This is a genomic window from Liquorilactobacillus sp. (genome assembly GCF_047719775.1).
In the GTDB taxonomy this organism is placed as follows: domain Bacteria; phylum Bacillota; class Bacilli; order Lactobacillales; family Lactobacillaceae; genus Liquorilactobacillus.
Map to the genome: position 1 here is coordinate 1 of NZ_JBDNTS010000019.1, position 23,008 is coordinate 23,008.

At 35.3% G+C, this 23,008-nt stretch carries 17 protein-coding genes; 11 read left to right on the forward strand and 6 right to left on the reverse strand.

What is annotated here, in order from left to right:
• The 3 genes from larC to ABF682_RS09670 form a co-directional block, all read left to right on the forward strand.
• Positions 1 to 554, forward strand: a 554-nt coding sequence (larC, locus tag ABF682_RS09660) for a nickel insertion protein (protein ID WP_415619673.1), incomplete at its 5' end; no start/stop codon positions are given.
• 21 nt (positions 555 to 575) lie between these two features.
• A complete protein-coding gene (gene larE / locus ABF682_RS09665) occupies positions 576 to 1,412 on the forward strand; it encodes an ATP-dependent sacrificial sulfur transferase LarE (RefSeq protein WP_415619674.1) in 837 nt (278 codons plus the stop codon).
• Positions 1,413 to 1,418: 6 nt separating this feature from the next.
• Positions 1,419 to 2,141 carry an MIP/aquaporin family protein gene (locus ABF682_RS09670; protein ID WP_289981458.1) on the forward strand — a complete coding sequence of 241 codons (723 nt, stop codon included), beginning with the start codon at positions 1,419 to 1,421 and terminating at the stop codon, positions 2,139 to 2,141.
• Positions 2,142 to 2,215: 74 nt separating this feature from the next.
• Here the strand turns inward: ABF682_RS09670 and ABF682_RS09675 are convergent, their stop codons facing one another.
• A complete protein-coding gene (locus ABF682_RS09675; protein ID WP_415619675.1) occupies positions 2,216 to 3,442 on the reverse strand; it encodes an MFS transporter in 1,227 nt (408 codons plus the stop codon).
• A 179-nt stretch (positions 3,443 to 3,621) separates the two neighbouring features.
• Between ABF682_RS09675 and ABF682_RS09680 the strand changes: the two genes are divergently transcribed.
• On the forward strand, positions 3,622 to 5,721 hold the full coding sequence (locus ABF682_RS09680; RefSeq protein WP_415619676.1) for a putative ornithine decarboxylase: 2,100 nt from the start codon (positions 3,622 to 3,624) through the stop codon (positions 5,719 to 5,721).
• 203 nt (positions 5,722 to 5,924) lie between these two features.
• Here ABF682_RS09680 and ABF682_RS09685 read toward each other — a convergent pair whose 3' ends face one another.
• The 5 genes from ABF682_RS09685 to ABF682_RS09705 all read right to left on the reverse strand — a co-directional run bounded on the left by ABF682_RS09685 (position 5,925) and on the right by ABF682_RS09705 (position 11,661).
• Positions 5,925 to 7,328, reverse strand: a complete 1,404-nt coding sequence (locus ABF682_RS09685; protein WP_289981454.1) for an NAD-dependent succinate-semialdehyde dehydrogenase — start codon at positions 7,326 to 7,328, stop codon at positions 5,925 to 5,927.
• Between the two features lie 198 nt (positions 7,329 to 7,526).
• The gene (locus ABF682_RS09690; RefSeq protein ID WP_415619677.1) at positions 7,527 to 8,744 is read right to left on the reverse strand and encodes an MFS transporter; all 1,218 of its coding nucleotides are present in this window, start codon (positions 8,742 to 8,744) and stop codon (positions 7,527 to 7,529) included.
• Positions 8,745 to 8,794: 50 nt separating this feature from the next.
• Positions 8,795 to 9,556 carry a type I 3-dehydroquinate dehydratase gene (gene aroD / locus ABF682_RS09695; RefSeq protein ID WP_415619678.1) on the reverse strand — a complete coding sequence of 254 codons (762 nt, stop codon included), beginning with the start codon at positions 9,554 to 9,556 and terminating at the stop codon, positions 8,795 to 8,797.
• Entirely contained in the window at positions 9,553 to 10,767 is a 1,215-nt protein-coding gene (locus tag ABF682_RS09700; protein ID WP_415619679.1) for an MFS transporter, read from the reverse strand. The genes aroD and ABF682_RS09700 overlap by 4 nt, the downstream gene beginning before the upstream one ends.
• 12 nt (positions 10,768 to 10,779) lie before the next feature.
• On the reverse strand, positions 10,780 to 11,661 hold the full coding sequence (locus tag ABF682_RS09705; RefSeq protein WP_415619680.1) for a shikimate dehydrogenase: 882 nt from the start codon (positions 11,659 to 11,661) through the stop codon (positions 10,780 to 10,782).
• A gap of 322 nt (positions 11,662 to 11,983) precedes the next feature.
• Between ABF682_RS09705 and ABF682_RS09710 the strand changes: the two genes are divergently transcribed.
• The 7 genes from ABF682_RS09710 to ABF682_RS09740 all read left to right on the forward strand — a co-directional run bounded on the left by ABF682_RS09710 (position 11,984) and on the right by ABF682_RS09740 (position 22,824).
• Positions 11,984 to 12,913, forward strand: coding sequence for a LysR family transcriptional regulator (locus ABF682_RS09710; protein WP_289981436.1), 930 nt, complete (start codon positions 11,984 to 11,986; stop codon positions 12,911 to 12,913).
• 124 nt (positions 12,914 to 13,037) lie between these two features.
• Positions 13,038 to 14,546: a glycerol kinase GlpK gene (gene glpK, locus ABF682_RS09715; RefSeq protein WP_415619681.1), complete on the forward strand. Its 1,509-nt coding sequence runs from the start codon at positions 13,038 to 13,040 to the stop codon at positions 14,544 to 14,546.
• A gap of 110 nt (positions 14,547 to 14,656) precedes the next feature.
• The gene (locus ABF682_RS09720) at positions 14,657 to 15,622 is read left to right on the forward strand and encodes an FAD:protein FMN transferase (RefSeq protein ID WP_415619682.1); all 966 of its coding nucleotides are present in this window, start codon (positions 14,657 to 14,659) and stop codon (positions 15,620 to 15,622) included.
• A 149-nt stretch (positions 15,623 to 15,771) separates the two neighbouring features.
• Positions 15,772 to 17,499 (forward strand): FAD-dependent oxidoreductase, encoded by a 1,728-nt coding sequence (locus ABF682_RS09725; RefSeq protein ID WP_415619683.1) that lies wholly within the window; start codon positions 15,772 to 15,774, stop codon positions 17,497 to 17,499.
• Positions 17,500 to 17,588: 89 nt separating this feature from the next.
• Positions 17,589 to 18,452, forward strand: a complete 864-nt coding sequence (locus ABF682_RS09730) for a riboflavin biosynthesis protein RibF (RefSeq protein ID WP_415619684.1) — start codon at positions 17,589 to 17,591, stop codon at positions 18,450 to 18,452.
• Between the two features lie 36 nt (positions 18,453 to 18,488).
• Positions 18,489 to 20,198 carry an FAD-dependent oxidoreductase gene (locus tag ABF682_RS09735; protein ID WP_415619685.1) on the forward strand — a complete coding sequence of 570 codons (1,710 nt, stop codon included), beginning with the start codon at positions 18,489 to 18,491 and terminating at the stop codon, positions 20,196 to 20,198.
• A gap of 610 nt (positions 20,199 to 20,808) precedes the next feature.
• Entirely contained in the window at positions 20,809 to 22,824 is a 2,016-nt protein-coding gene (locus ABF682_RS09740; protein WP_415619694.1) for an FAD-dependent oxidoreductase, read from the forward strand.
• Positions 22,825 to 23,008: the final 184 nt, after the last annotated feature.

Here is a 23,008-nt window from a genome sequence, read left to right on the forward strand (position 1 = left end):
ATAATTTGATAGTTGAACAAGTCGGATATGGCTTTGGGACACGAGAAACTGGTAGCTTGAATGCATTGCGGGGATGCCTTTGCAATTCTCTGTTGAGCAATCAAAGGGTCACACAAGAGCAGGATCAAATAATATTGATAGAAACCAATCTAGATGACATCACTGGCGAAGAGCTAGCTGATGTAATGCAGGTTCTTCTTGAAAAAGGAGCCAAGGATGTTTGGACGGAACCAATCATTATGAAGAAGGGACGTCCAGCGTACAAGTTGTGTTTATTAGCAGCGCCAGCAAAAAGTGATGAGTTGGTGAAAGTATTATTTGAGAAGACAACATCAATCGGTGTTAGACAACAGCTGATGGATAGAAAAATAATGCAGCGTAGTGTTAAAGTTGTGCGAACAAAATTTGGAAATATCCATGTTAAGTATTTGGCTTATGATGGCTTTTCAAAAATTTCATTGGAGCATGATGAATTGGTAGACTTAGCAAGAAAAAATAGAGTGGCAGTAAGTGAGTTGAGAGATAGAATTACAGAGTTTCTACAAAACAATTAATTATAGAAGGAGTTTTTTTAAATGAGTATATTAACAGAAAAAGAAAAGAAGCTACAGTCGATTTTGGCAAGTTACAAGCGAGTTGTGATTGGCTTTTCAGGTGGAATTGATTCAACCCTTGTATTGAAGGAAGCAATCAATGCACTTGGTAAGGAGAATGTTCTAGCGGTGGTAGCTAATTCTGAACTTTTTTCAGATGATGAGTATGAAAAGGCAATTAAGTTGGCAGGAGAATTAGGTGCACAGGTAAAAGGCGTGGAATTAGATTACTTAGCAGATGAACATGTAAAAAATAATAAACCAAATTCATGGTATTATATGAAGCAGATTTTTTATGCAAAGTTAATGGGAATTGCTGAAAAATTTGGTACTGATACAGTGTTAGATGGAATGATTATGGATGATGCATCTGATTTTCGCCCAGGTCTTCGTGCAAGAGATGAAGCTGGAGCTGTTTCTATCTTGCAACAAGCTAATATATATAAAGATGAAGTTCGTCAACTTTCACAAAAACTTGGATTGAAGAATTGGAACAAGATTCCCTCATGTTCTGTTTCATCACGTTTCCCATATAATACTGAATTAACAAGCACAAAATTGCAGCAAGTTTTAACTGCCGAAAAATATTTAAGAGAACAAGGGTTTATGACTGTTAGGGTTAGGGTTCATGAAGATATGGCAAGAATTGAAGTACCTGAAGCAGAAATTATGAACATAATTGCTAAGAAAACAACCATCACTGCAAAGCTTAATCAAATAGGTTATAAATATGTTACGGTCGACTTACAAGGCTTTGTCAGTGGACGTATGAACCAAGAACTTTCAGAAGCAGAAAAATTAAATATTTTAGTGGGGTAGAATTTAATGCATTATTCTTTATTTATACGCTGTATAGCAGAATTTATCGGAACAGCTATCATGGTTGCTTTAGGTAATGGTTCTGTAGCTAACGTTGAACTAAAAGGTACAAAAGGATTTCACGGTGGTTGGGTCTTAATCGGCTTTGGTTATGGAATTGGTGTTATGATTCCTGCATTGATGTTTGCCACGGTCTCAGGCGCACAGATTAATCCAGCAATGACGATTGCTTTGGCAGTCACAGGAAGTTTTCCTTGGCAAGAGGTGATACCTTATATTATTGCACAATTGTTAGGCGCGATTTTCGGACAACTAATGATTATTTTAGCTTATAGTCCATACTATAATGAAACCGAGAATCCAGAAGCAATTCTTGGAACATTTTCGACAATTGATGCTGCAAATAGCAGGCTAAATGGCTTCATTAACGAACTCATTGGTACATTTATGTTGGTTTTTGGTGCACTATGCATTACGGCTGATAAGGTTGATTCTCGTGCAGATTTTATTGGATTAGGTTTCTTGGTGATGTGTCTGGTTGTCTCATTCGGTGGGCCAACAGGTCCTGCCTTAAATCCAGCAAGAGATATAGGGCCAAGGCTGTTACATGCTATATGGCCATTTAAATATAAAGGAAGTTCACAATTTTATTATAGTTGGGTTCCTGTAGTAGCACCAATTTGTGGCGCAATTATAGCTACAACTTTATATCAAGTTATTTTCAATTAAAAAGGCGATTTGATGCATAAACCAGCCTCCAGAAGTTAGCTTTTTTAGGCTAACTTTTGGGGGCTGGTTTTTTATTAATTTTTATTGGATTGAGGTCTAAGCTCGGGCAGAAAAATAATGACAATAAGGAAATTTACTAATAAAGATAAGGCAGTAAAGATGAAGACACCATTATAGTCAAAAAAATTGGGAATAATGCCTCCGAAAAGGGACCCAAACATACTACCAAGTGCTTGAAAAGACTGATTCCAGCTAAACACAGTCCCGGTTAATCTTGAGGGAGATTCTTTCGATAGAATGGTCTGGATTGTTGGAAAAAGAGCACCATCTGAAATACCAATCATGAATCGCAAAATCCCAAGCAGCCAAACACTGGTTACTAATCCCTGAGGGAAATACATAACGATGGCGAATAAAAAGCCAAACATGAGAATTTTACCATTTCCTTTGCGATCACCTAACTCACCAAGTCTTGGCGCAGCAATTAGTGTTGATAGTCCAGGCAAGGCGGCAATTATTCCAGCAACAACTGTAATGGGTCCAATCCCATGCATGAGTTCCTTGACATAGAGACTGATGATTGGTGTGATTGAATTATTTCCCATTTGGATAATCATTGTTGAGAAAAGAAGCACAATGATTATCCTAGGATTTTTTAGCTGCGCAAGTGTCGAGCTATGCTTTTCTTTTTTCTTAGGTTTAGGTACAGGAATAAAATTCTCGTGTACAAAAAACAAGCTTAAAAAAAAGACAATTAATAAGAGAATCCCAGTTAAAACAAAGGTAATTCTGATTGAAAATACCTGGGCGAGAAATCCTCCTAAGACGGGGCCAATCAAGTTACCAGAGACATAACTTGTGGTTAAGATACCTAAAACAGAGCCACTTTTGTCCTTTGGAGATTCGGTTGCGATTAGTGCAGAGGCATTTGGAATATAACCTGCACACAGTCCTTGTAGGAAGCGTAAAAGTAATAATGACCAGATATTGTGGACAAAGCCGCAAGCTGCGATAATTATTGCCATTCCCAGTGATGAGCGAAGTAACATTAACTTGCGCCCGCGCCGATCGGCAAGGTGTCCCCAGATAGGTGAAACAACAGCAACAACGAGGAAAGTAATTGCGTAAGTTAAACCACTGTAGATAGTTAGCTGACCTTTGCTGAAGTTACCAAGTTCACCAACATAAAGGGAAAGAAAAGGTGCAATTTCACTAAAGCCAATGCCTGCAATAAAACAACCAATCCATAAGACTATCAGATTACGTTGCCATTTTTCTAGTTTTGCAAGCATATATGTCATCTCCATCGAATTGTTAAAAGTAAGTTTATTATAATCTTATTTTCATCATGTTAGCAAAAAAATAAATTCTGGAGCAACAAATTTAAGGCTTTTTGGAGGGAACATGTTAACCTGAACTTGTTTCTTGTGTAATTATGTAGTTGAATTAAAATAAATTAAAAAAGGAAAGGGAAAAACAGATGAAGCTTTTAAAGATTGCTGCAACACAAAACATAATCTTTTTTTTAGGAAGCCAAGATAGAAAGGTAACCTTATTGAGTTCCGAGACAGATATGGCAGAGATAGCAGTGATTGTGAAGCTAAAAGGCGAGACTATCGCGGAAGATATAAGACAGAATTTGGATCAAAGCGGATTGAAAATCCCAGTAGTTGACATGGATATGAAAAATAAACAGCAAATACAACAGATTGAAAAAATTGCTAAAAAATATGAAAGTCAAAGTATTCCAAGATTTATTACAGACTTGATAAGTTACGCTAAGGAAAAACCGGTTAGTTTTACTACACCTGGGCACCATGGCGGTAAATTTTACACACTACACCCAGCAGGATTATTGTTTAAGAAATTTATGGGTGACAACTTTTTTCAAGCAGATGTCAGTGATACTGTGACAGAATTGGGCGATACATTGACCCATATAGGAACACCACTTGATGTCCAGAAGCAAGCAGCTAAAGCCTATCATGCTGACAAGGTATATTTTGTAACAAATGGAACGACAACTGCAAATACAATTTGTTCATTGGCAGCACTCACTGCTGGAGATTTAGTCTTATTTGATAGGAACAATCATAAATCACTTTATAATAGCGCGCTGATTATGACAGGTGCAATTCCGGTATACATACCAACAGATCGTAATCCATTGGGTGCAATTGGTCCATTGGATGAAGAATATCTTAGTGAAAAGAAACTGAGAGCAGAAATTATGAAAGTTGCTCCTGATAAGGCAAAAAAAAGACGTCCATTTAGGATGGCAGTTATACAGTTAGAAACCTATGATGGAATTATTTATGATGCTCAGAGGATTATAAAAAAATTAGGTCCCTTATGTGACTACATTTTATTTGACTGTGCATGGGGTGGTTATGAACAATTTGTTCCATTGATGGAATCACTCTCTGCATTTACAGGTCATCTTGGTCAAGAAGATCCTGGAATCTTGGTGACACAATCAATTCACAAGCAGCAAGCAGGGATTGCACAGGCATCGCAGATATTGAAGAAAGACAGCCATATAAAGGGACAAGCTAGATATATAGATCACAAACACTTCAATCACACGTATTTGAAGTATGTAACGACAAGTTATTCGTATCCAGTCTATGCGTCACTTGTCGTCAATGCTTATATGGCAGAAAAAAATTTTGCTGCAAATGAATGGGGTAAGACTTTGATAAGGGGAATTGAATGGCGTAAACAATTATTGAATAGTTCAAAGTTGTTTGCTCCATTCGTTCCCCAAAAGGTTGATGCCGTAAATTGGAATGAGATTACAACTGAAAAACTTGCTACTGATAAAAATGCTTGGATGCTTAATTCTGAAGACTTATGGCATGGCTTTACTCGGATAAACAATGGACAAGCCATGCAGGATCCATTCAAGTTGATAATTAAAACTCCTGGAATCGATGTCGAACAGGGTGTTTACGAGCGAACGGGCATACCCGCACCTGTTGTCAACGCGTTTTTGACGGAACAACGTGTTATGTCAGCGAAGGCAGACCTGAATTCATTGCTATTCCTGTTGACACCAGGAGATGGAGACTATGAATTAGAGCAATTATTGGCAAAGTTGCTTGTATTTGAACAAAAGTATGAAGAAGATGCGGCGTTAGTTGATGTGTTACCCAAGATAGTTGCGAAAAGTCAGGGCAGATATAATGGCTATACATTGAGACAATTGTGTAAAGAAATGCATAATTATTACAAGGATCATCAAACCTTTGTCTTACAAAAGAAACTCTTCGCTAAACATTCTTTTCAATCATACGAAGAACTTCCTAGTGAAGCAGACTTAGAATTTGTACGCAATAAAGGAAAATTGGTCGAATTATCACAAATTAAAGATCAAATAGCGCTTGAAGGTGCTCTACCTTATCCCCCAGGAGTCTTTGTTGTTGCTCCTGGAGAAAAGTGGAAGCAGGTCGATATTGATTACTTTCAGACACTATTAGGTGCGATGTCTAAGTTCCCCGGTTTTGATCCAGAAATACAAGGTGTTTATGTGAAACAAGTTGATGGTAAATATATTGCTTACGGATATGTCAAGTTGTAAGCAGCCTTTAAATAACTTAGTGAAATTGTTAGTTCAAAGAGTCAAAAAGAAATGAGGGAGTTGTTCCATAAGTCGGGAGAATTTTGACTTATGGAACATGTTTATATGAAACAAATAGAGGGGGAGATTCAAAAGTTAAATTTTGAACCTCCCCCTCATACTTAATGAGTGTAGATATTTTTAAATTAGATTAACAAATTTTTCTAGAATAAAGCTCCACCTAAATTGTTTAAATCAGGTTTTGTAACAGAAACAATTAATTTATCGTTAACAAATGCATTTAGTCCCAAGCTGCTCATTTCACGCCCATATCCAGAACGCTTGACTCCACCAAATGGAATTTCAGGTAATGTGTACAAAAATGTATTAACGAACACCATACCTGTATCAATTTGTTGTGCAACTTCTTCACCATGTTTGCTGTCACCAGCGAACACAATACCACCTAAACCGTAGTGTGAATCATTGGCAATATCAATTGCTTCTTGTTCACTAGATGCACGATAAACTTGTGCAACTGGACCAAACATCTCCTGGTAGTATGCGGGATTATCGGGAGTAACATCCGTGATAATTGAAGGTTGGAAAAATTGGCCTGGGAGATCAATCGGTGTATTTCCAAAGTATAATTTTGCACCAGCAGCAAGTGCATCATCCAACTGCTTTTGCAGAGTTTGTTTTGCCTTTGCAGATGATAAAGGAGCAAGAGTTGTCTTTTCATCCATTGGGTCTCCAGGAACAAAATGTTTATAACTATCAGCTAAGCGTGCTACAAATTCATCGTATAGTTTATCAGCAACAATGAAGCGTTTTGAGGAAGTACATACTTGACCTGCGTTGTAAGTACGGGCCCGGCTCGCGACCGAGATAACTTCATCGATGTTAGCATCTTCAAGAACGATAAAGGCATCATTACCACCGAGTTCCATTGAAGATTTCTTCAAATATTTACCAGCTGTTTGAGCGACTGAACTACCGCCACGCTCGGAACCTGTTAAAGCAACGCCTTGAATGCGGCTATCGGCAATGACTTCATCAACTTGATCATGAGTCAGGAAGAGGTTAATCAAACTTCCCTTTGGTGCACCGGCTTTTTCAATCATTTCTTGGAAGATTGCTCCAGCCCAAGGTGTATTTGAAGAATGCTTCAAAATCATAGGATTGCCAACCATATAATTTGGTGCGTAGACACGCATAATCTGATAATATGGAAAATTCCATGGTTCGACCATCAATAAGACACCAACTGATTCTTTTTCAATCCGAGCATTACCAGCAGTTGATTTCAAGGGGATAGAAGATAACATAGTGGCACTATTATCAGCAAAATAATCAGCAATCATAGCACATAATTCAACTTCACCACGTGCTTCGCCAATTAATTTACCCATTTCTGTAACTAACACTTTTGCAAGTTCTTCTGAATTATCACGAAATGTTTGTGCAACATCATGCAACTTTTGTGCACGATCAGAAACGTTTTCTTTTTTCCATGTCTGGTAGAGACTGTGAGTCGTTGTAAGAGCCTCTTCGATTTGAGTAGCATTTGCATTTGGGAATTCTTTGACTAATTCGTTTGTATAAGGGTTAACAGTTTTGTAAGCCAATTTTATTTCCTCCTTCAGATTATTGATTCATGTAGTGTTATGGATAAAATTTTCAAAAAAGTTGAAAACACGACCATAAAAGTTATCATAAACTGATTAGTTTATAAACAACTTACAAATAGAGAGTAATCCAAAAAAAGGTTGAGGTCAATAATTCTTTACGAAGATACTAAAAAAACAATTGGATGGTACCAATTGTTATCGTTTGATTAAATTTCTTGTATTTTTTTGTTTAAAAATTATTTTATCGATTATTGTAATTAATAGGCTACAGATAAGCCCAATAATAGCAATGAATACATCTAACCAGAGAATATTGTGAATATTTGTCTGTGAAATTAAACCCGTTATCAGCGGAATAGAAAAGGAAGCTAGACCACTGGCGGTATAATATATCCCTGTTACGAGGCCTTTATGTGCTGGGAAAAGATTACACATTAGTGTTAGACCTAACTGCATAACACCACCAGCAGCTGAAAAACCGATGACAAAGGATCCTATAAACAGTATAGATGGTTCAGGGATCATTGATATAAGCAGTAATGTCAAGAATGATAGAGATGTGTGAAAGATCATTAGAAATGACTCTTTTAATAAAAAGCTAACTAGCAAAGTGTTAATGAGAACACCAACAATTGAGCCGATACTATATATGCTAACTAAAGAACGAGCATGTATCATACTCAAATTTGCAACATTCATACCATAGTCTGTCAGCCATTGACTGATTAAGTAAAAAGTTGACATAGAAATGTATCCATAAATTGTCAATAAAATTCCGGCGGCAATATGAGGAATATCGATATGCAACTTTTTACGCGAGTCCTTGGTTATGGTTATTCGTCTCTTCATCGGAATGGAGGGAAACTTTCTTGTCAAAATAACAAATAAATTTAATGTTAAAATTATAGCACATAGTATAAAAGACCAGCCATACCAAAGAAAATGTAATTCTAAAAAGGTTACCAATAAGGGTAGTATGAGTTCTCCAATGGAGGCAAATGCCTTAATCAAAATATTGACCGTTGCTTGAGACTTTGGAAAAAATTCCATAAGAGCAGGATAGGTTCCGGCATCTAAGAAAGAGTTTGCCATGCCAGCTAATATGCCACAAATATAAGCTTCAAATATATTTTTACTTAAAAGTATACCTACAAAAAATGGAATGTAGGTTAAAATACCAATGATTATAAATGGCTTTCTACCGTAACAATCAGATAGCCATCCTGAAATGTATAGAACTAATAATCTTCCAATACCCAACGAAGAAATGATATATGAAATCTGTGCAATACTTGCGCCTAGTTGCAATCTAAGTGGAAGCATGTTTTGAGCTAAAATTACAATTGCCATGCCATGGACTAGATAATTTAGATACAGAAAGAAAACGGTAAAAAAAGTATTTTGTCTTTTCATCTAGTCACCTTTAATGTCATTAATTTATAAAAACAGCCTGTTTAGGTTATTTAAAGATCTGCAATTTTTAAGTCGTCTAATTCTTGTCTTAAATGATTCAACTCTATTTGACCTGGTGCTGAAGCTGCAGTTACAGATGCAAAAGTTAAGCAAGAGCCAAAAGCTTCACCACAAATTCTAGATATTTTTCCTAAATCACCCATAGACATTGTGATGATAGGGATGTCTATGTTCTCATTAGCTTCTTGAGTTGCAGCCAACAGCTCCAATACATCCTTCCTGTTTGTTGGCATCACTGCAATTTTGGCTATATCCGCACCAAGTTGCTCCATACTTTGAAGACGTTCAATAATATTATTTTTTGACGGAGTTTTATGAAAATCGTGATTGCTCATAATAACAATCACATGATTAGCTTTTGATAAAGTTAACAATGCAGTTAACTCCGCTTCATCATGATATCTTTCCAAGTCAACAGCATCACCGAGATTATTTTCAATAAGTGCTCGAACAATGCTAAAATATTTTTCATCAGATAACTTTAGATTACCACCTTCTCGATATGTTCTAAATGTGATTAAAAGGGCAGTATCCTTGATGATCTTTCTTAATTTTGCGGTGACACCCTTTAATTTTACAATATCTGTTACGTCTTGAAAAAAATCTATCCTCCACTCAATAATATCAGGTTTTTTTGCAACAATTTCTTTTGCTTCTTCCAAAATTTTTTGCTCGGTTATTCCTGTCATGGGCACAGCAACTTTGGGACGTCCCGTACCTAGAATGACGTTTTTTATTTTAGTGCTTTTCATTTTAGCAACTCCTTTTTTGCTTTTTTAAAAAGTTGATGGTAACGAATTGTAATTAGAACTGTAATAACAAAACCAGCTAAAGCAATAAAGACATCGAATAAAATTATATGTGCTAAGTTGGAAGCCATCATCCCTGTAATTAGAGGGATGGTAAATGAAGCAATTGAGCCAGCGGTGTAAAAAGCGCCAGTAATTGTTCCCTTACCTTGTGGGAAAAAGTCAGACATTACAGTTAAGCCAAGCTGCATGACGCCACCAGCAGCGGAGAAACCAACAACAAAAGCCATGATAGTGCAGATTATAGAATTAGGAACAAGATACATTACTAATAATGATAAGAATGATATTAGTGTGTATACACTCAAAAAGCTTATTTCTTTGACAGCTTTTTTTGCTAATGCTGCAGTGAAGAAGACACATGCTAATGAGCCGATGCTGTAATAACTAATTAATGTATGAGCACCAGTAGCATTCATATTAGCAACTTTTTGCCCATATTCGCTCAGCCATTGGCTAACTAAATAGAATGTAGACTGCGAAATGTATCCATAAAGTATAAAAAGTGTACCATCAATCCATAAATTTGCTTTTACATTGACAGGCTTTTCTTCTTCAATTTTTACTGAAGAATTTTTTTCGTCTACCGAAGATATTTTAGGAAATTTGCTAGAAGTTATCATAAAAATTCCATTTAGTATCAATATAGCAATACAAAATACAAAGCTCCAACCAAACCATAAATTATTGGCAATGAAGAAACTAACCATTAGAGGAAGAATGAATTGCCCTGCAGAAATAAAGGCCTTTATGACAACATTAGCGGTACCTTTGGAATTAGGAAACATTTCCATCAAAGCGGGATAGGTTCCTGAGTCCAGAAATGAATTGGCAATTCCAGCTAAAATACCAAATATATATGCAACGGTTATATTTTTACTTAAAATGATACCAATGAAGAAAATTAGATAGGTACAAGCACCTAAGACGACGAAAGGCTTCCTACCGAATTTATCAGATAAAGCACCAGATATCAGTAAAACGATTAGTCGGCCAATACCTAATGAAGAAATGACAATTGCTACACCAGCTGTTGTAGTATTCCATTGATTAGCTAAGGAATTCATATTTTGAGCCAAAATTATAACCCCAAAGCCATGAATGAAATAATTTAAATAAAGGCTAAAAGCAGTTGGAATATATTTGTTTTTCATCTATGCTTCCCCCTATTTTTTTACATCATCAAACAATAAACTCTTGATATAGTCGATGGGCATTTCTTCATTTGTCCAGAGTTTGAAGGCTTCCGCACCTTGTTCGAGCATCATTCCTAATCCGTTAAATACGTGGTTTACACCAGCTTCTTTTGCAACTTCCATTAATTTTGTTGTTCTTGGAGAATAAACAGTGTCGTAAACGATCATATCCTTATGGAACCATGTAGGGTCTTCGACAAGCGTCATGTCTTCAAGGGGCTTCATTCCTACTCCGGTAGAATCACAATAAATGGCACTCGAGGCGATTTCTGCTTTAAAATCATCTTTATTTTCCAGCGAATGGAGTGTTGCTTTGCAAGTTGTTTTTTCATTGATAATCGCAACATTTCTGACAGCATTATCCCAGGTAGCATCTTTTATATTAAATAATGAAATTTCAGCAACACCGTCCAATGCAGCTTGGATTGCAATTGCAGTTCCAGCTCCACCAGCCCCAGCCAAAGTCATTTTTTCACCGTGAATATTTAATCCTTCATCAGCTAGTGATTTCATAAAACCTGTACCATCAGTTGTATAACCAGTTAAAATACCGTTATCGTTGACAATTGTATTTACAGCTCCGCATAATTCGGCAGCAGAATCTAGAGTATCGAGATAGGGAATAACTTTCTGCTTGTTTGGCATAGAAACATTTGAGCCACGCATATCGAGTGTACGAATAGCATCAACAGCCCCTTTAAGTTTCTCGTTTGTGATATCAAAAGCAAGATAAGCATAGTTTAATCCAAGTTTTGCAAAAGCGTTATTATGCATGGTAGGAGACATGGAATGCCTGATAGGATAAGCCATTAATCCAATTAAAATTGTGTGTCCATCAATACGTTCTGTCATTATAAAAAAACTCCCTTCAATTTTTCACTAACTTTGTTATTCTATTCACATATTATAAATAATTAATTCAGAATAATAAATAAATAAAAATCTATTAATTCATAAAAAAATTCTATTGAAAAAGTTTAGTATTTAAAATATATACAATAATACACAATATTTCTATGATTACGGTAGGAATGTTTAATTAAACATGCTATAAAAAGATGTAGGAAGAAACCTATGTTAAAAAGAGCAGTGCTCACATTATTTGGAATAAATAATGTAAAATTGATTTATACATAGATATTATTTATTGTTAACATGATTGGAGATGGAGTCTATGAATTTAAAGCATCTTTATTTTTTCAGAGAATTGGCGTACACAGAACATATGGCAAAAGCCGCAGAAAATCTATCAATTTCTCAACCTTCACTGAGTTACGCAATAGAACATTTAGAAAGTGACCTAGGTGTTCCACTATTTGAAAAAGATGGAAGAAATATTAGATTGACAGCAATAGGCAAAATCTATTTAAACTATGTTGAAAGTAGTCTCACGACTTTGAATGAAGGAAAAAAGATGGTTTCACAGTTGCTGGATGTGAGACAAGGACATGTTGATGTAGGATTCACGTACACTCTGGGTCAAGAACTTGTTCCAGAACTAGTGACAGTGTTTCAAAAAGATATGGCAAATAAAAGTATTTCGTTTAATTTTTATCAAAATAATACTGAAGAATTGGTAAAAAAGTTAATTGCAGAAAAATACGATATGGTTTTTTCATCATATATCGAGCAACTAAACAATGAAAGTATTAAAACAAAGTTAGCATATGTACCAGTGGCTAAACAGGAGTTAGTCCTTGTAACACCTAGAAATCATCCGTTAGCGAAATACAGTTCTATTTTCTTAAATCAGTTAGGAAACTATCCATTTATTAATTTCTCAAGGAATAGCGGAATTCGTCCTTTGATAGATAAATTATTCCAAAATAATAATATTCATCCGAATGTTAAGGCTGAAATAGAAGAGGATCATGCAATTGTAGGGTTTGTTCAGCATGGTTATGGAATTGCTTTAATCCCTCATTTATCACAATTAAATCCAGATTTAGTCCATATTGCTCACATAAAAGAACCCGAAGCATTTAATACAATTTATTTAATTTCTAAAGCAGACCATTTTTTGCCACCATCCACAGCAAAGTTTAAATCATTTGCTATTAATTATTGTGATAGGTATTTCATGAACGAACACAGATATATTTAAAACGTTTTTAAAGATAGAAATATTCTATTAATTAAGAAATAAAAAGAGGTTTAATCTGTTTAATGCAAGCGCTATTATTTAAAAAGAATAGCAATCCCTATTAAATAGATTAGGAGATGAGGTCTTGGAAGAAAAGAAATATATTTTATCTATTGATGAAGGAACTACAAGTACAAGAACAATTATTTTTGACAAGAATGGAAACAAAGTTGCTGATGCACAAAAAGAGTTTAGGCAATATTTTCCGCAGCCAGGGTGGGTAGAACATGATGCAAATGAAATATGGAACGCGGTTCTATCGACAATTGCTAATGCATTTATTGAGTCAGAAATCAAACCGAGGCAAATAGTGGGTATAGGTATAACTAATCAAAGAGAAACGACAGTGGTTTGGGATAAGCAGACCGGATTACCGATATATCATGCAATTGTGTGGCAATCAAGACAGACAGAAGATATATCTAATATGCTCATTAAAGATGGTAATGGAAAAATGATTCATGAAAGAACAGGATTACTAGTAGATCCTTACTTTTCTGCGACCAAAATTCGCTGGATTCTGGACCATGTGGAAGGTGCTCAAGAAAGAGCTGAAAAAGGAGAATTACTTTTTGGGACTATTGATACTTGGTTAGTGTGGAAATTAACTGGTGGTGAATCGCATGTGACTGACTATACCAATGCAAGCAGAACAATGCTTTTTAATATTCATACTTTATCATGGGAAAAGAATATTCTTGAATTATTGAATATTCCTGAAATAATGCTTCCCAAAATATGTTCGAATTCAGAAATCTTTGGAAGTACCAAAGAATATCATTTTTATGGATCAAGAGTTCCGATTGCTGGTATGGCAGGAGATCAACAAGCTGCGTTATTCGGACAATTGGCATTTGAACCTGGAATGGTAAAGAATACCTATGGGACTGGTGCTTTTGTGCTAATGAATATTGGTGAGAAGCTTAAATTATCACATAACAATTTGTTGACCAGTGTGGCATATGGAATAGATGGTAAAGTATATTATGCGTTGGAAGGATCAATTTTTGTTGCTGGTTCAGCAATTCAATGGTTACGGGATGGATTGAATATGATTAAGTCTGCATCAGAAACAGAAGATTTAGCAAATGAGTCTAAAAGCAGTAATGAGATTTATGTTGTACCTGCATTCACAGGTTTAGGTGCTCCATACTGGGACTCTAATGCCAGAGGTTCAGTTTTTGGACTGACAAGAGGGACTACAAAGTCAGACTTTGTTAAAGCAACTTTGCAGTCGTTAGCATATCAGACTAAAGATCTTATAGAAACAATGAAAAAAGATTCCGGAATAGACATACCAACATTGAAAGTTGACGGCGGTGCAGCCAGAAATAATATGTTGATGCAATTTCAAGCGGACATTTTGAATACACCCATTATTAGAGCCGCAAATTTAGAAACAACAGCGTTAGGTGCAGCCTTTCTTGCAGGATTAAAAGTCGGATATTGGAAAGACTTGGATGAATTAAAGTCGATGGTGCAAGAAGGAACGAAATTTAATCCTGAAATGGAAGATGACGAGCGCTCCTATTTATATTATGGGTGGAAAAAAGCGGTAGAAGCAACCCTGACTTTCAGTAACAATAAAGGTTAGTAAGTTGAGTAGATACCTAGCTTTCTTCTTGCAGGATATCTTAGGTGGTATTATAACAAGAGGATTATAATTTATCCTAAAGTAAACCAAGAAGGTAAGTGTTAATTGTTATGGTAATAAATAAAAAGTATCGAGCACTTGGAACCATTATAGACTTAACAGTCTATAATTCAGTGGATGAAAAACTATTAGATGAAGCATATGAATTAATAAAAGAATATGAAGATAAGTTAACAGTGAATAGAACTTCTTCAGAAATAATGAATATCAATCATGCTTCTGGAAGGGATGAAGTTTCTGTTTCTGAGATAAGCTACAAGATTGTTAAAAGGGCTATTGAGATTAGTCAAAAAGAATTAGGTTTTAATGCTTTAATTGGACCAGTTGTTAAGCTATGGCATATAGGTTTTGCAGATGCAGAGGTGCCGCAAACTATGGAAGTTGCGCAAAGGTTAGCGTTAACTAATCCATTTAGTGTAGTTTTGAATGACAAAAAAAGAACAGTCTTTTTACAAAAAAAAGGAATGGAACTTGATTTAGGAGGGATTGCGAAGGGATATATTGCTGATGCCATAAAAGATTATTGGATTAAACAGCATATAGAAAGAGGAATAATAAATTTAGGTGGTAATGTTTTATTAGTAGGAGACCCAGCGCGAGAAAGTCGTTTATGGAATGTGGGTATCCAATCTCCTTTCAGCCAACGTAATGAGCCGTTAGGTATTCTGAAAACGGGAGACTACTCTGTTGTTACATCAGGGATATATGAACGCTTTTTAAAAATAGATGGGAAAGAATATCATCATATTTTTAATCCCAAGACTGGCTATCCTGTAGCTAATGACTTAGCGAGTGTAACTGTTATCACCAAAAAATCGATTGATGGTGAAATCTGGGCTAGTATAGGGTTCTATAATGGAATCAGAGGAACGATGAATCTATTTAATAGGAAAGACGATATTGGAATGATTTTTACTACAAAGAGTAAAAAGGTGTATATTACGAGAAATATTGCTGAAAGTTTTAAAATAACTAATCAGGATTATTTTCTTGAAGCAGATTCGGTTCTGCAATGAATAATATAGTAGGATATCGGGAGTGTGCCATAAGTAGAGGAACTGAATCAAAATTTAACTTTTGGCCCACCCCCGTAAGTTGTTATTTTTTTACGTTTTGAAAGCGTTACCTTTTTGCGAATGAGGTTGAGATCAAAGGAGGAATTATAATGGGTTTTTCAAAAAAAACAAGACAAAAAGAAATTGAGTTATTAAAAAATGGTGAAGAAGTTGATTTATTAGTCATTGGTGGAGGTATTACAGGTGCAGGAGTTGCCTTACAAGCAGCAGCTTCAGGAATAAAGATGGCTCTGATCGATATGCAAGACTTTGGCGGTGGAACATCATCAAGATCTACAAGATTAGTTCATGGTGGAATTAGATATTTAAAAACTTTTGATGTACAGGTTGTCTCTGACACAGTTAAAGAACGAGCTGTTGTACAACATATTGCTCCACATTTAGTTTATCCTGATCCGATGATTTTACCTATTTATGATGAACCGGGAACTACATTTACAATGTTTTCTGTCAAAGTTGCAATGGACTTATATGATCATTTAGCAGAAATCAACAAATCTAAGCAGCTTAGGAAATATGCAAACTATACGCTGACTAAAGAAGAGGTTCTAAAAAGAGAACCACAATTAAATCCAGATAAATTAGTTGGGGCCGGGGTATACTTGGACTATCAAAATAATGATTCACGATTGGTAATTGAAGCAGTGAAAAAGGCTCACGATGACGGCGGAATTATGTTGAATCGTATAAAAGCGGTTGAAATATTACATGATGTAAACAATCGGGCTGTAGGATGCACAGTTAAGGATATGCTGACAGGTGAGAAATTTGAAATTAAAGCAAAAGTTATCATTAATGCAGGCGGTCCATGGTCAGATTTAGTGAAGTCAATTGATAATACAAATACGGATAGACCACAAATGCGGCCTACAAAGGGAATACATCTCGTTGTAGATAGCTCAAAATTGCAAGTACCACAGCCAACTTATTTTGGTTCTGGTACAGATGACGGCCGCATGATTTTTACAATACCTCGGGAAGGTAAGACGTATTTTGGAACGACTGATACTGATTATCATGGTGACTTTGAAAATCCAACAGTAGATATGGAGGATGTAGATTATCTGCTTAAGATAATCAATAGAAAATATCCAACAGCTAATTTAACAATAGATGATATTGAGTCTAGTTGGGCTGGACTACGACCATTAATTATAAAAGACAACACGACGGATGTGGTTTCAGGAGCTAGTCAATCTGTAAGCAATTCTAAAGCTCCATCAACAGTTTCGAGGGGGAGCTCTTTAGCTGTTGGTGAAGATGGATTAATCACTCTGGCTGGAGGAAAATTGACAGATTATCGTTTAATGGCACAGGCAGCTCTCGAAATGATTGTAAAAAAATTAGAAAATGATTTCAATAAAGAATTTATATTAGCTGATTCTAAGGAAACCATAGTTTCAGGTGGCAATTTTGATTCAGAGAATGTGGAAGAAGTATTAGCTGAATTTGCAAAGATTGGTGAAGATAAGGGGCTCAATCACGAAGAAGCACTTTCAATCGCAAAGATGTTTGGATCTAATGCTACTAAAATATTTAATTTATTAAATAGTGTTGAGAATATTGAAGGACTTTCAAAAGCTGAAGCAGCAACACTCAGATACTCTCTTGATGAAGAATTGGTTCTTGATCCAGTAGATTACTTATTGCGCAGAACATATCATATGTTATTTAAGGCGAATACTTTGAATGAGGTAAAAAAAGCAGTACTTAAAAATATGGCTAATTATTTAGAGTGGGATACGGAAGAACTTTCTATAAGAACTGAAGAATTGAATAAGGCAATTGACGAATCTGAATTGACGTATTTAAAGTAGCAAGGTAAAAAACTTACTGTGTGTGGCAGTCTTAGGTCATTCACAGTTTTTTCGTATATTTTTAAGGGGCAACTAAAAGAGGTGCTAATATGAAAATCATTGATTTGAAATATCCATATAATTTAAAAAAGCTTGTTGACCCGCATAAGATTGTACTTGCTTTAGGCTTTTTTGATGGTGTTCATTTAGGACATCAAAAAGTTATTAGTGAGGCTAAAAAAATAGCATTAAGAAAGGGATTACCTCTTGCTGTTATGACATTTGATAAACATGCTTCAGAGGTGTTTAGTGGCCCGAAGGCACCTTTTAAAATAAGATACCTATGCAATTTATCTCAAAAAGAACGACTTTTAGAAGACATTGGAGTGGATATTTTATATGTTGTAGAGTTTACAATGGAGTTTGCATCTTTATCGCCATATGAATTTGTTGAGAGTTTTATTATTAAATTAAATAGCGATACTGTGGTAGCAGGATTTGACTATACATTTGGGAAGTATGGGATTGCAAACATGAAAAAAATGCAAGTGTATAGTGAAGGACGATTCGATGTCATTATGATACCTGAAGAAACATACCAAGGTGAAAAGATAGGATCAACTTTAATTCGACAATTAATTAAATTAGGTGAAATAAATTCTGCAAATGAATTATTGGGGCATATTTATGAAATTGAAGGCAGTATTATCGTGAGGAAAGGTAAACAAAGTTTTGATAAATTTGTTCAGAAAAATGAATTTCAAGTTCGTCCAGCTGATGGAATATATGATGGAGAAGTGGAGCTGTCTGGAGAGAAATTTCCAGTGCAAATAAGAATGTTAAATAATAATGCTGAAATAATAGGTAAATGTAACTGGCTAATGACTGGAAGAAATGTAAAAATTAGATTTTTGAATAGTAAAGCAACGAAAAAGGGCGCAAGTGTAATGAATATATTACAGCGGTTAAATTAATAATATTTTTTGAAGATTTTAGAGGAGAAATGAATTATGGAAAAAATAAATTTAAAGGCTCAAGGTCGTAATGGAAAAATAGAATTTGAAATTAATATTGATAAAAATGAAATTAAAGATTTAAAAGTCATCAAGCACACGGAAACACCAGGAATATTCAATCAGGTTTTTAGTAAGCTGAAGGGTGATGTACTCTCTAATCAAAGCTTTGATGTTGATACAGTTAGTGGTGCAACAATAATGACTAAAGCAATTTTAGATACAGCAAAGGAGGCCATGGTTGACAGTAAAATAGAGTTAAATGGTAGAAAAATTGAGGATGAACAAAGCCAGGCAAGAAAACAAATAATTACAGACACTCTTGTTGTAGGCGGAGGGGGCGCAGGTTTAGTAGCAGCTAGTAAGGCATTGTCTTTAGGATCTAAAGTTATTCTATTAGAGAAGAATGGGTATATGGGTGGAGCAACCATTTTAAATGGATCAAATATTGTAGGTACGGGTTCAAAAACAAGTAAGAAGATATTTGGGTCAGATTACAAGGACTCTCCTGAGCTTCTTGCTAATGATGTTTTTAAAGAATCAAGACAAACAAATTATACTAACTTAACAAGAATTATGGTAGATAATATTGGGGATGCAATTGATTTTGTTAGCGAGTTTGCAAATTTGGATTATAAGAAGGCACAAACGCAGACACCTGAACATAGTGTGGAGCGCCAGATTGAATTACCTAGTTCAAGTAGTTACGAGTTTATTAGTAAGATGTCTGAATCATTTCAAAAAAAAGGCGGAGAGATACTGCTAGATGTCCGAGTTGAAGATATTGTGGTTGAAGGAAATATGGTCAAAGGGGTCATTGCAGAAAGTAAACATGCTTCTTACTACATTGAAGCTAAGAGCATAATATTAGCCGCTGGCGGATATGGAGCTAAGGTATTAAAGGAAGGAAATGGGAAGGGCATCGATTACTACGGACCTATGACTTCTACTGGAGATTCGTATCAATTTACGCATGCATTATCATTGAAAGTTCATGATTCGGATTGGCTCAAAATTTATCCACATGGTGTTGAAGTAGAGCCAGGAATTGCTAAGTTAACGACCTATGCCTCTAAGTTAGCAACGGATATGGGAGCTATCTATGTAAATAAGGAAGGTAAAAGAATAGTTAATGAATCCGAGGTCTACACAAAATTCCGAGATGCAATTTTGAAACAATCAGGGAGAGTTGCATATTTAATTATGGATGAACGGACATGGAAGGAGTTTTACAAACTGTTGTTGTTACATGATTTCTCTGAAAATGAAATAAAGGAATATTTGAAAAATGATGGAAGTAAGAATCCAATTTTTGTAAAGGGTTCACTTGAAGAAATTGCTACTAAAGCAAAGATAGACGGGAATGAGCTAATTACAACACTGAAGAAATATCGCGAATATGTAGTGAATGGAGAAGATCTTGAATTTGGTAGAACTAATGATTGTATGCATTTATTCGAAGGAAATACGTTCTATGCAATAGAACAAAGAGATAGATTTGCCACTACTTTAGGTGGATATATGGTTGACGAAAAAATGAACTTGCTTAATAGCACGAATCGCCCAGTTAAGAATTTATTTGGTACAGGGGAAATTATTGGTGGAGCGAACGGACGTGATTCAATGCCAAGTATGATGAATAGTTGGAGTTTTTCTTCTGGCTTTGCGGCAGGAAAAGCAGCAGTTGACTACGAGCATCAGATATAAAAATAATATTAAATAAAGAACAGCTGTAACTGGCTTTCTCGAATTAGTTCGAATCGAGAGAGTTAGTTACAGCTTTTTATAACTTGTTTAAGTATGAAATAAGTTTCATAAAGACAATTCAATAGATTTTCTTTATGAATTATTGAAATTTTATTTATTTATTATATTGAATTTTTTGATTATAATATGTGAATAAGGTAACAAAAAATAAAGAATGAGAATAGGATATACCTTTATTCTATTTTAGATAGTATAAGTTTTGGCTTTTTTGAGCTTGGATTACTAATTTAACAGACTTTTTAGTGATTCAAAAAAAAATTTGCTGAGTTGTAAAATATATTAGCATTTTAAAGATTGATTTTGATATCACAAGCAACGAGAAAACTTTGGGAGTGTGCCATAATTCGAGGAAATTTGAGTAACAACTAGAAATTACGAACATAGTGAAAACTCTGCTATGAGTAATTCGAAGTTAGACGGAAAGTTTTGGCTTATGAAGTTCGTTTATTTGTAATAAATAGAGAATGAGTCAAAATTTAACTTTTGACCCAACCTCAATTAAAGTTTTACAGAAGATGAAATAAAATTTTTAAGAAGGAGAATAATGATAATGAATAGATATCCGTATATTTTTGAGCCTATTACAATTAACGGGATGACATTAAAGAACAGGATTGTTATGCCACCAATGGGATCTAATTTTGCTAACTATGATGGTACAATTAATGATGATCATATTAAATACTATGAACAAAGGGCAAAAGGTGGCACAGCCTTAATTACTTTGGAAAATGTATGTTTTGATTATCCAATGGGGACTAATGGAACGACTCAATTAAGGATGGATAATGATCAATTTTTACCAGGTCTTTGGAAGTTTAACGAAAGGATGCATGCCTATGGTGCATGTACTTCTGTTCAGATTAACCATGCTGGAGCATCTGCAACTACATTGAGGTTAAATGGTCTTCAGCCAGTATCTGCATCAGATGTTGCTTCTAAAAAAGGAATGAATTCCCCTCGGCCTTTAACAATCGAGGAGATAAGGATGATAGTCAGTAAGTATGCAATTGCCGCAGATCGTGCAAAAAGAGCAGGGTTTGATTGTATTGAAATTCATGCTGGTCATAGCTACTTACTTGATCAATTTCTTTCACCACATTATAATCATAGGACTGATCAATATGGTGGTTCTGCGAAAAACCGAGCAAGATTTGCAAATGAGGTTTTGGGAGCTGTTCGAAAAGCTGTCGGGCCGCGTTTCCCAATTTCTGTAAGAGTTAGTGCTGACGAATTTGTTAAGGATGGAAATACGATTGATGACGTTCTAGAATTATTAAGTTACTTCAGTAAAGAAGCTGATATTCTGAATGTTTCTGCCGGAATCAATGATAATTTACAATATCAGATTGATAAGATGAATCTACCAGATGGTTGGCGTTCGTTCATGGCACAGAAAGTAAAAAATAAATTTAATAAGATTACTGTTACTTCTGGGAATTTTAGATCCCCTCAAGTAACTGAAAGAGTATTGGAATCAGGGCAAGCAGATCTGATTGCAATGGGCCGAGGTTTGATTGCAGAGCCTAATTGGGTCAATAAGGTGAAATTCGGAAATGAAGAGCTGCTGAGAAAATGTATTTCATGTAATATTGGGTGTGCAGATCATCGAATCGGGAAGGGGCTTCCAATCCGTTGCACAGTAAATCCTGACGTAATTGGTGAAGATGATTTTAAACTGGATAAATTAAAAAACAAAATTAAAATAGTTGTAATTGGTGGAGGGACAACAGCCCTTGAAGCAGCTTGTTCTGCTGCAGAAATAGGCGCGGAAGTATGCCTTTATGAGAAAAAAAGTTATTTAGGTGGATTGGCCCATGAGATTGCACGTTTACCTGACAAGCGAAGAATAGATGATTATGTAAATTATTTGCGAGTAAGAGCAGAAAAGTTGAGTAATCTTGAGATCCATCTAAATGAATATGCAGACTTGGATATAATTAAGAAGCAGAAACCAGATATCATTATTAATGCAACTGGTGCTCATCCGTTTTTACCACCAATCGAAGGATTACAAGAAGCACGTATGGAGAATGATTCTCATGTGTTTGATATTTTTGATTTATTAAATGACTTAGAGAACTTTAATCAAAAAGAAGAAAAGATCTTAGTCATTGGTGGAGGTGCTGTTGGGCTAGACGTAATGGAATACTTTACGGAACATCAGAATTCTAAAGTAGCAATGGTAGAGATGTTACCTGAAATAGGCAAAGACTTGGATATAATTACTAAACTTGGTATGAAAGAGTTATTAAATAAATATAATGTTGAACAGTTTGTCGGTACTAAGTTGTTATCAATTTCAAATACAGCAGCAGTTGTGAGCTGTGCGGACGAAGAGAGAACATTACAATTCGATAAAGCTTTTGTATGCTTAGGGATGAGAAGTTATATTCCAGATTTTAACGATTTACAACAATTTGCACAAAATGAAGGAATAACATTGTTGAATATTGGAGACTCCAAGCGTGCTCGTCGAATCTATGAAGGAACACAAGAGGCTAGGGGGATTTTGAATGAAGTTCATTTGGTTGATAAGTACAAGAAACATGTAGTAGTTGGTTAAAAATAATTGATAAGCAGTGATATTAAAGCTTCAAAAAATTTGGTTCTTAATTCTTGGGTGAATATTAGTTAAATAAGGGACTAAAGTGCCTCGTAATAGGTAGACAAATTGGAGTCAAGGCAGTGTTACACAAGTTGGACGGAGAATTTTGACTTATGAAACACGTTTATCCGGAATAAATAGG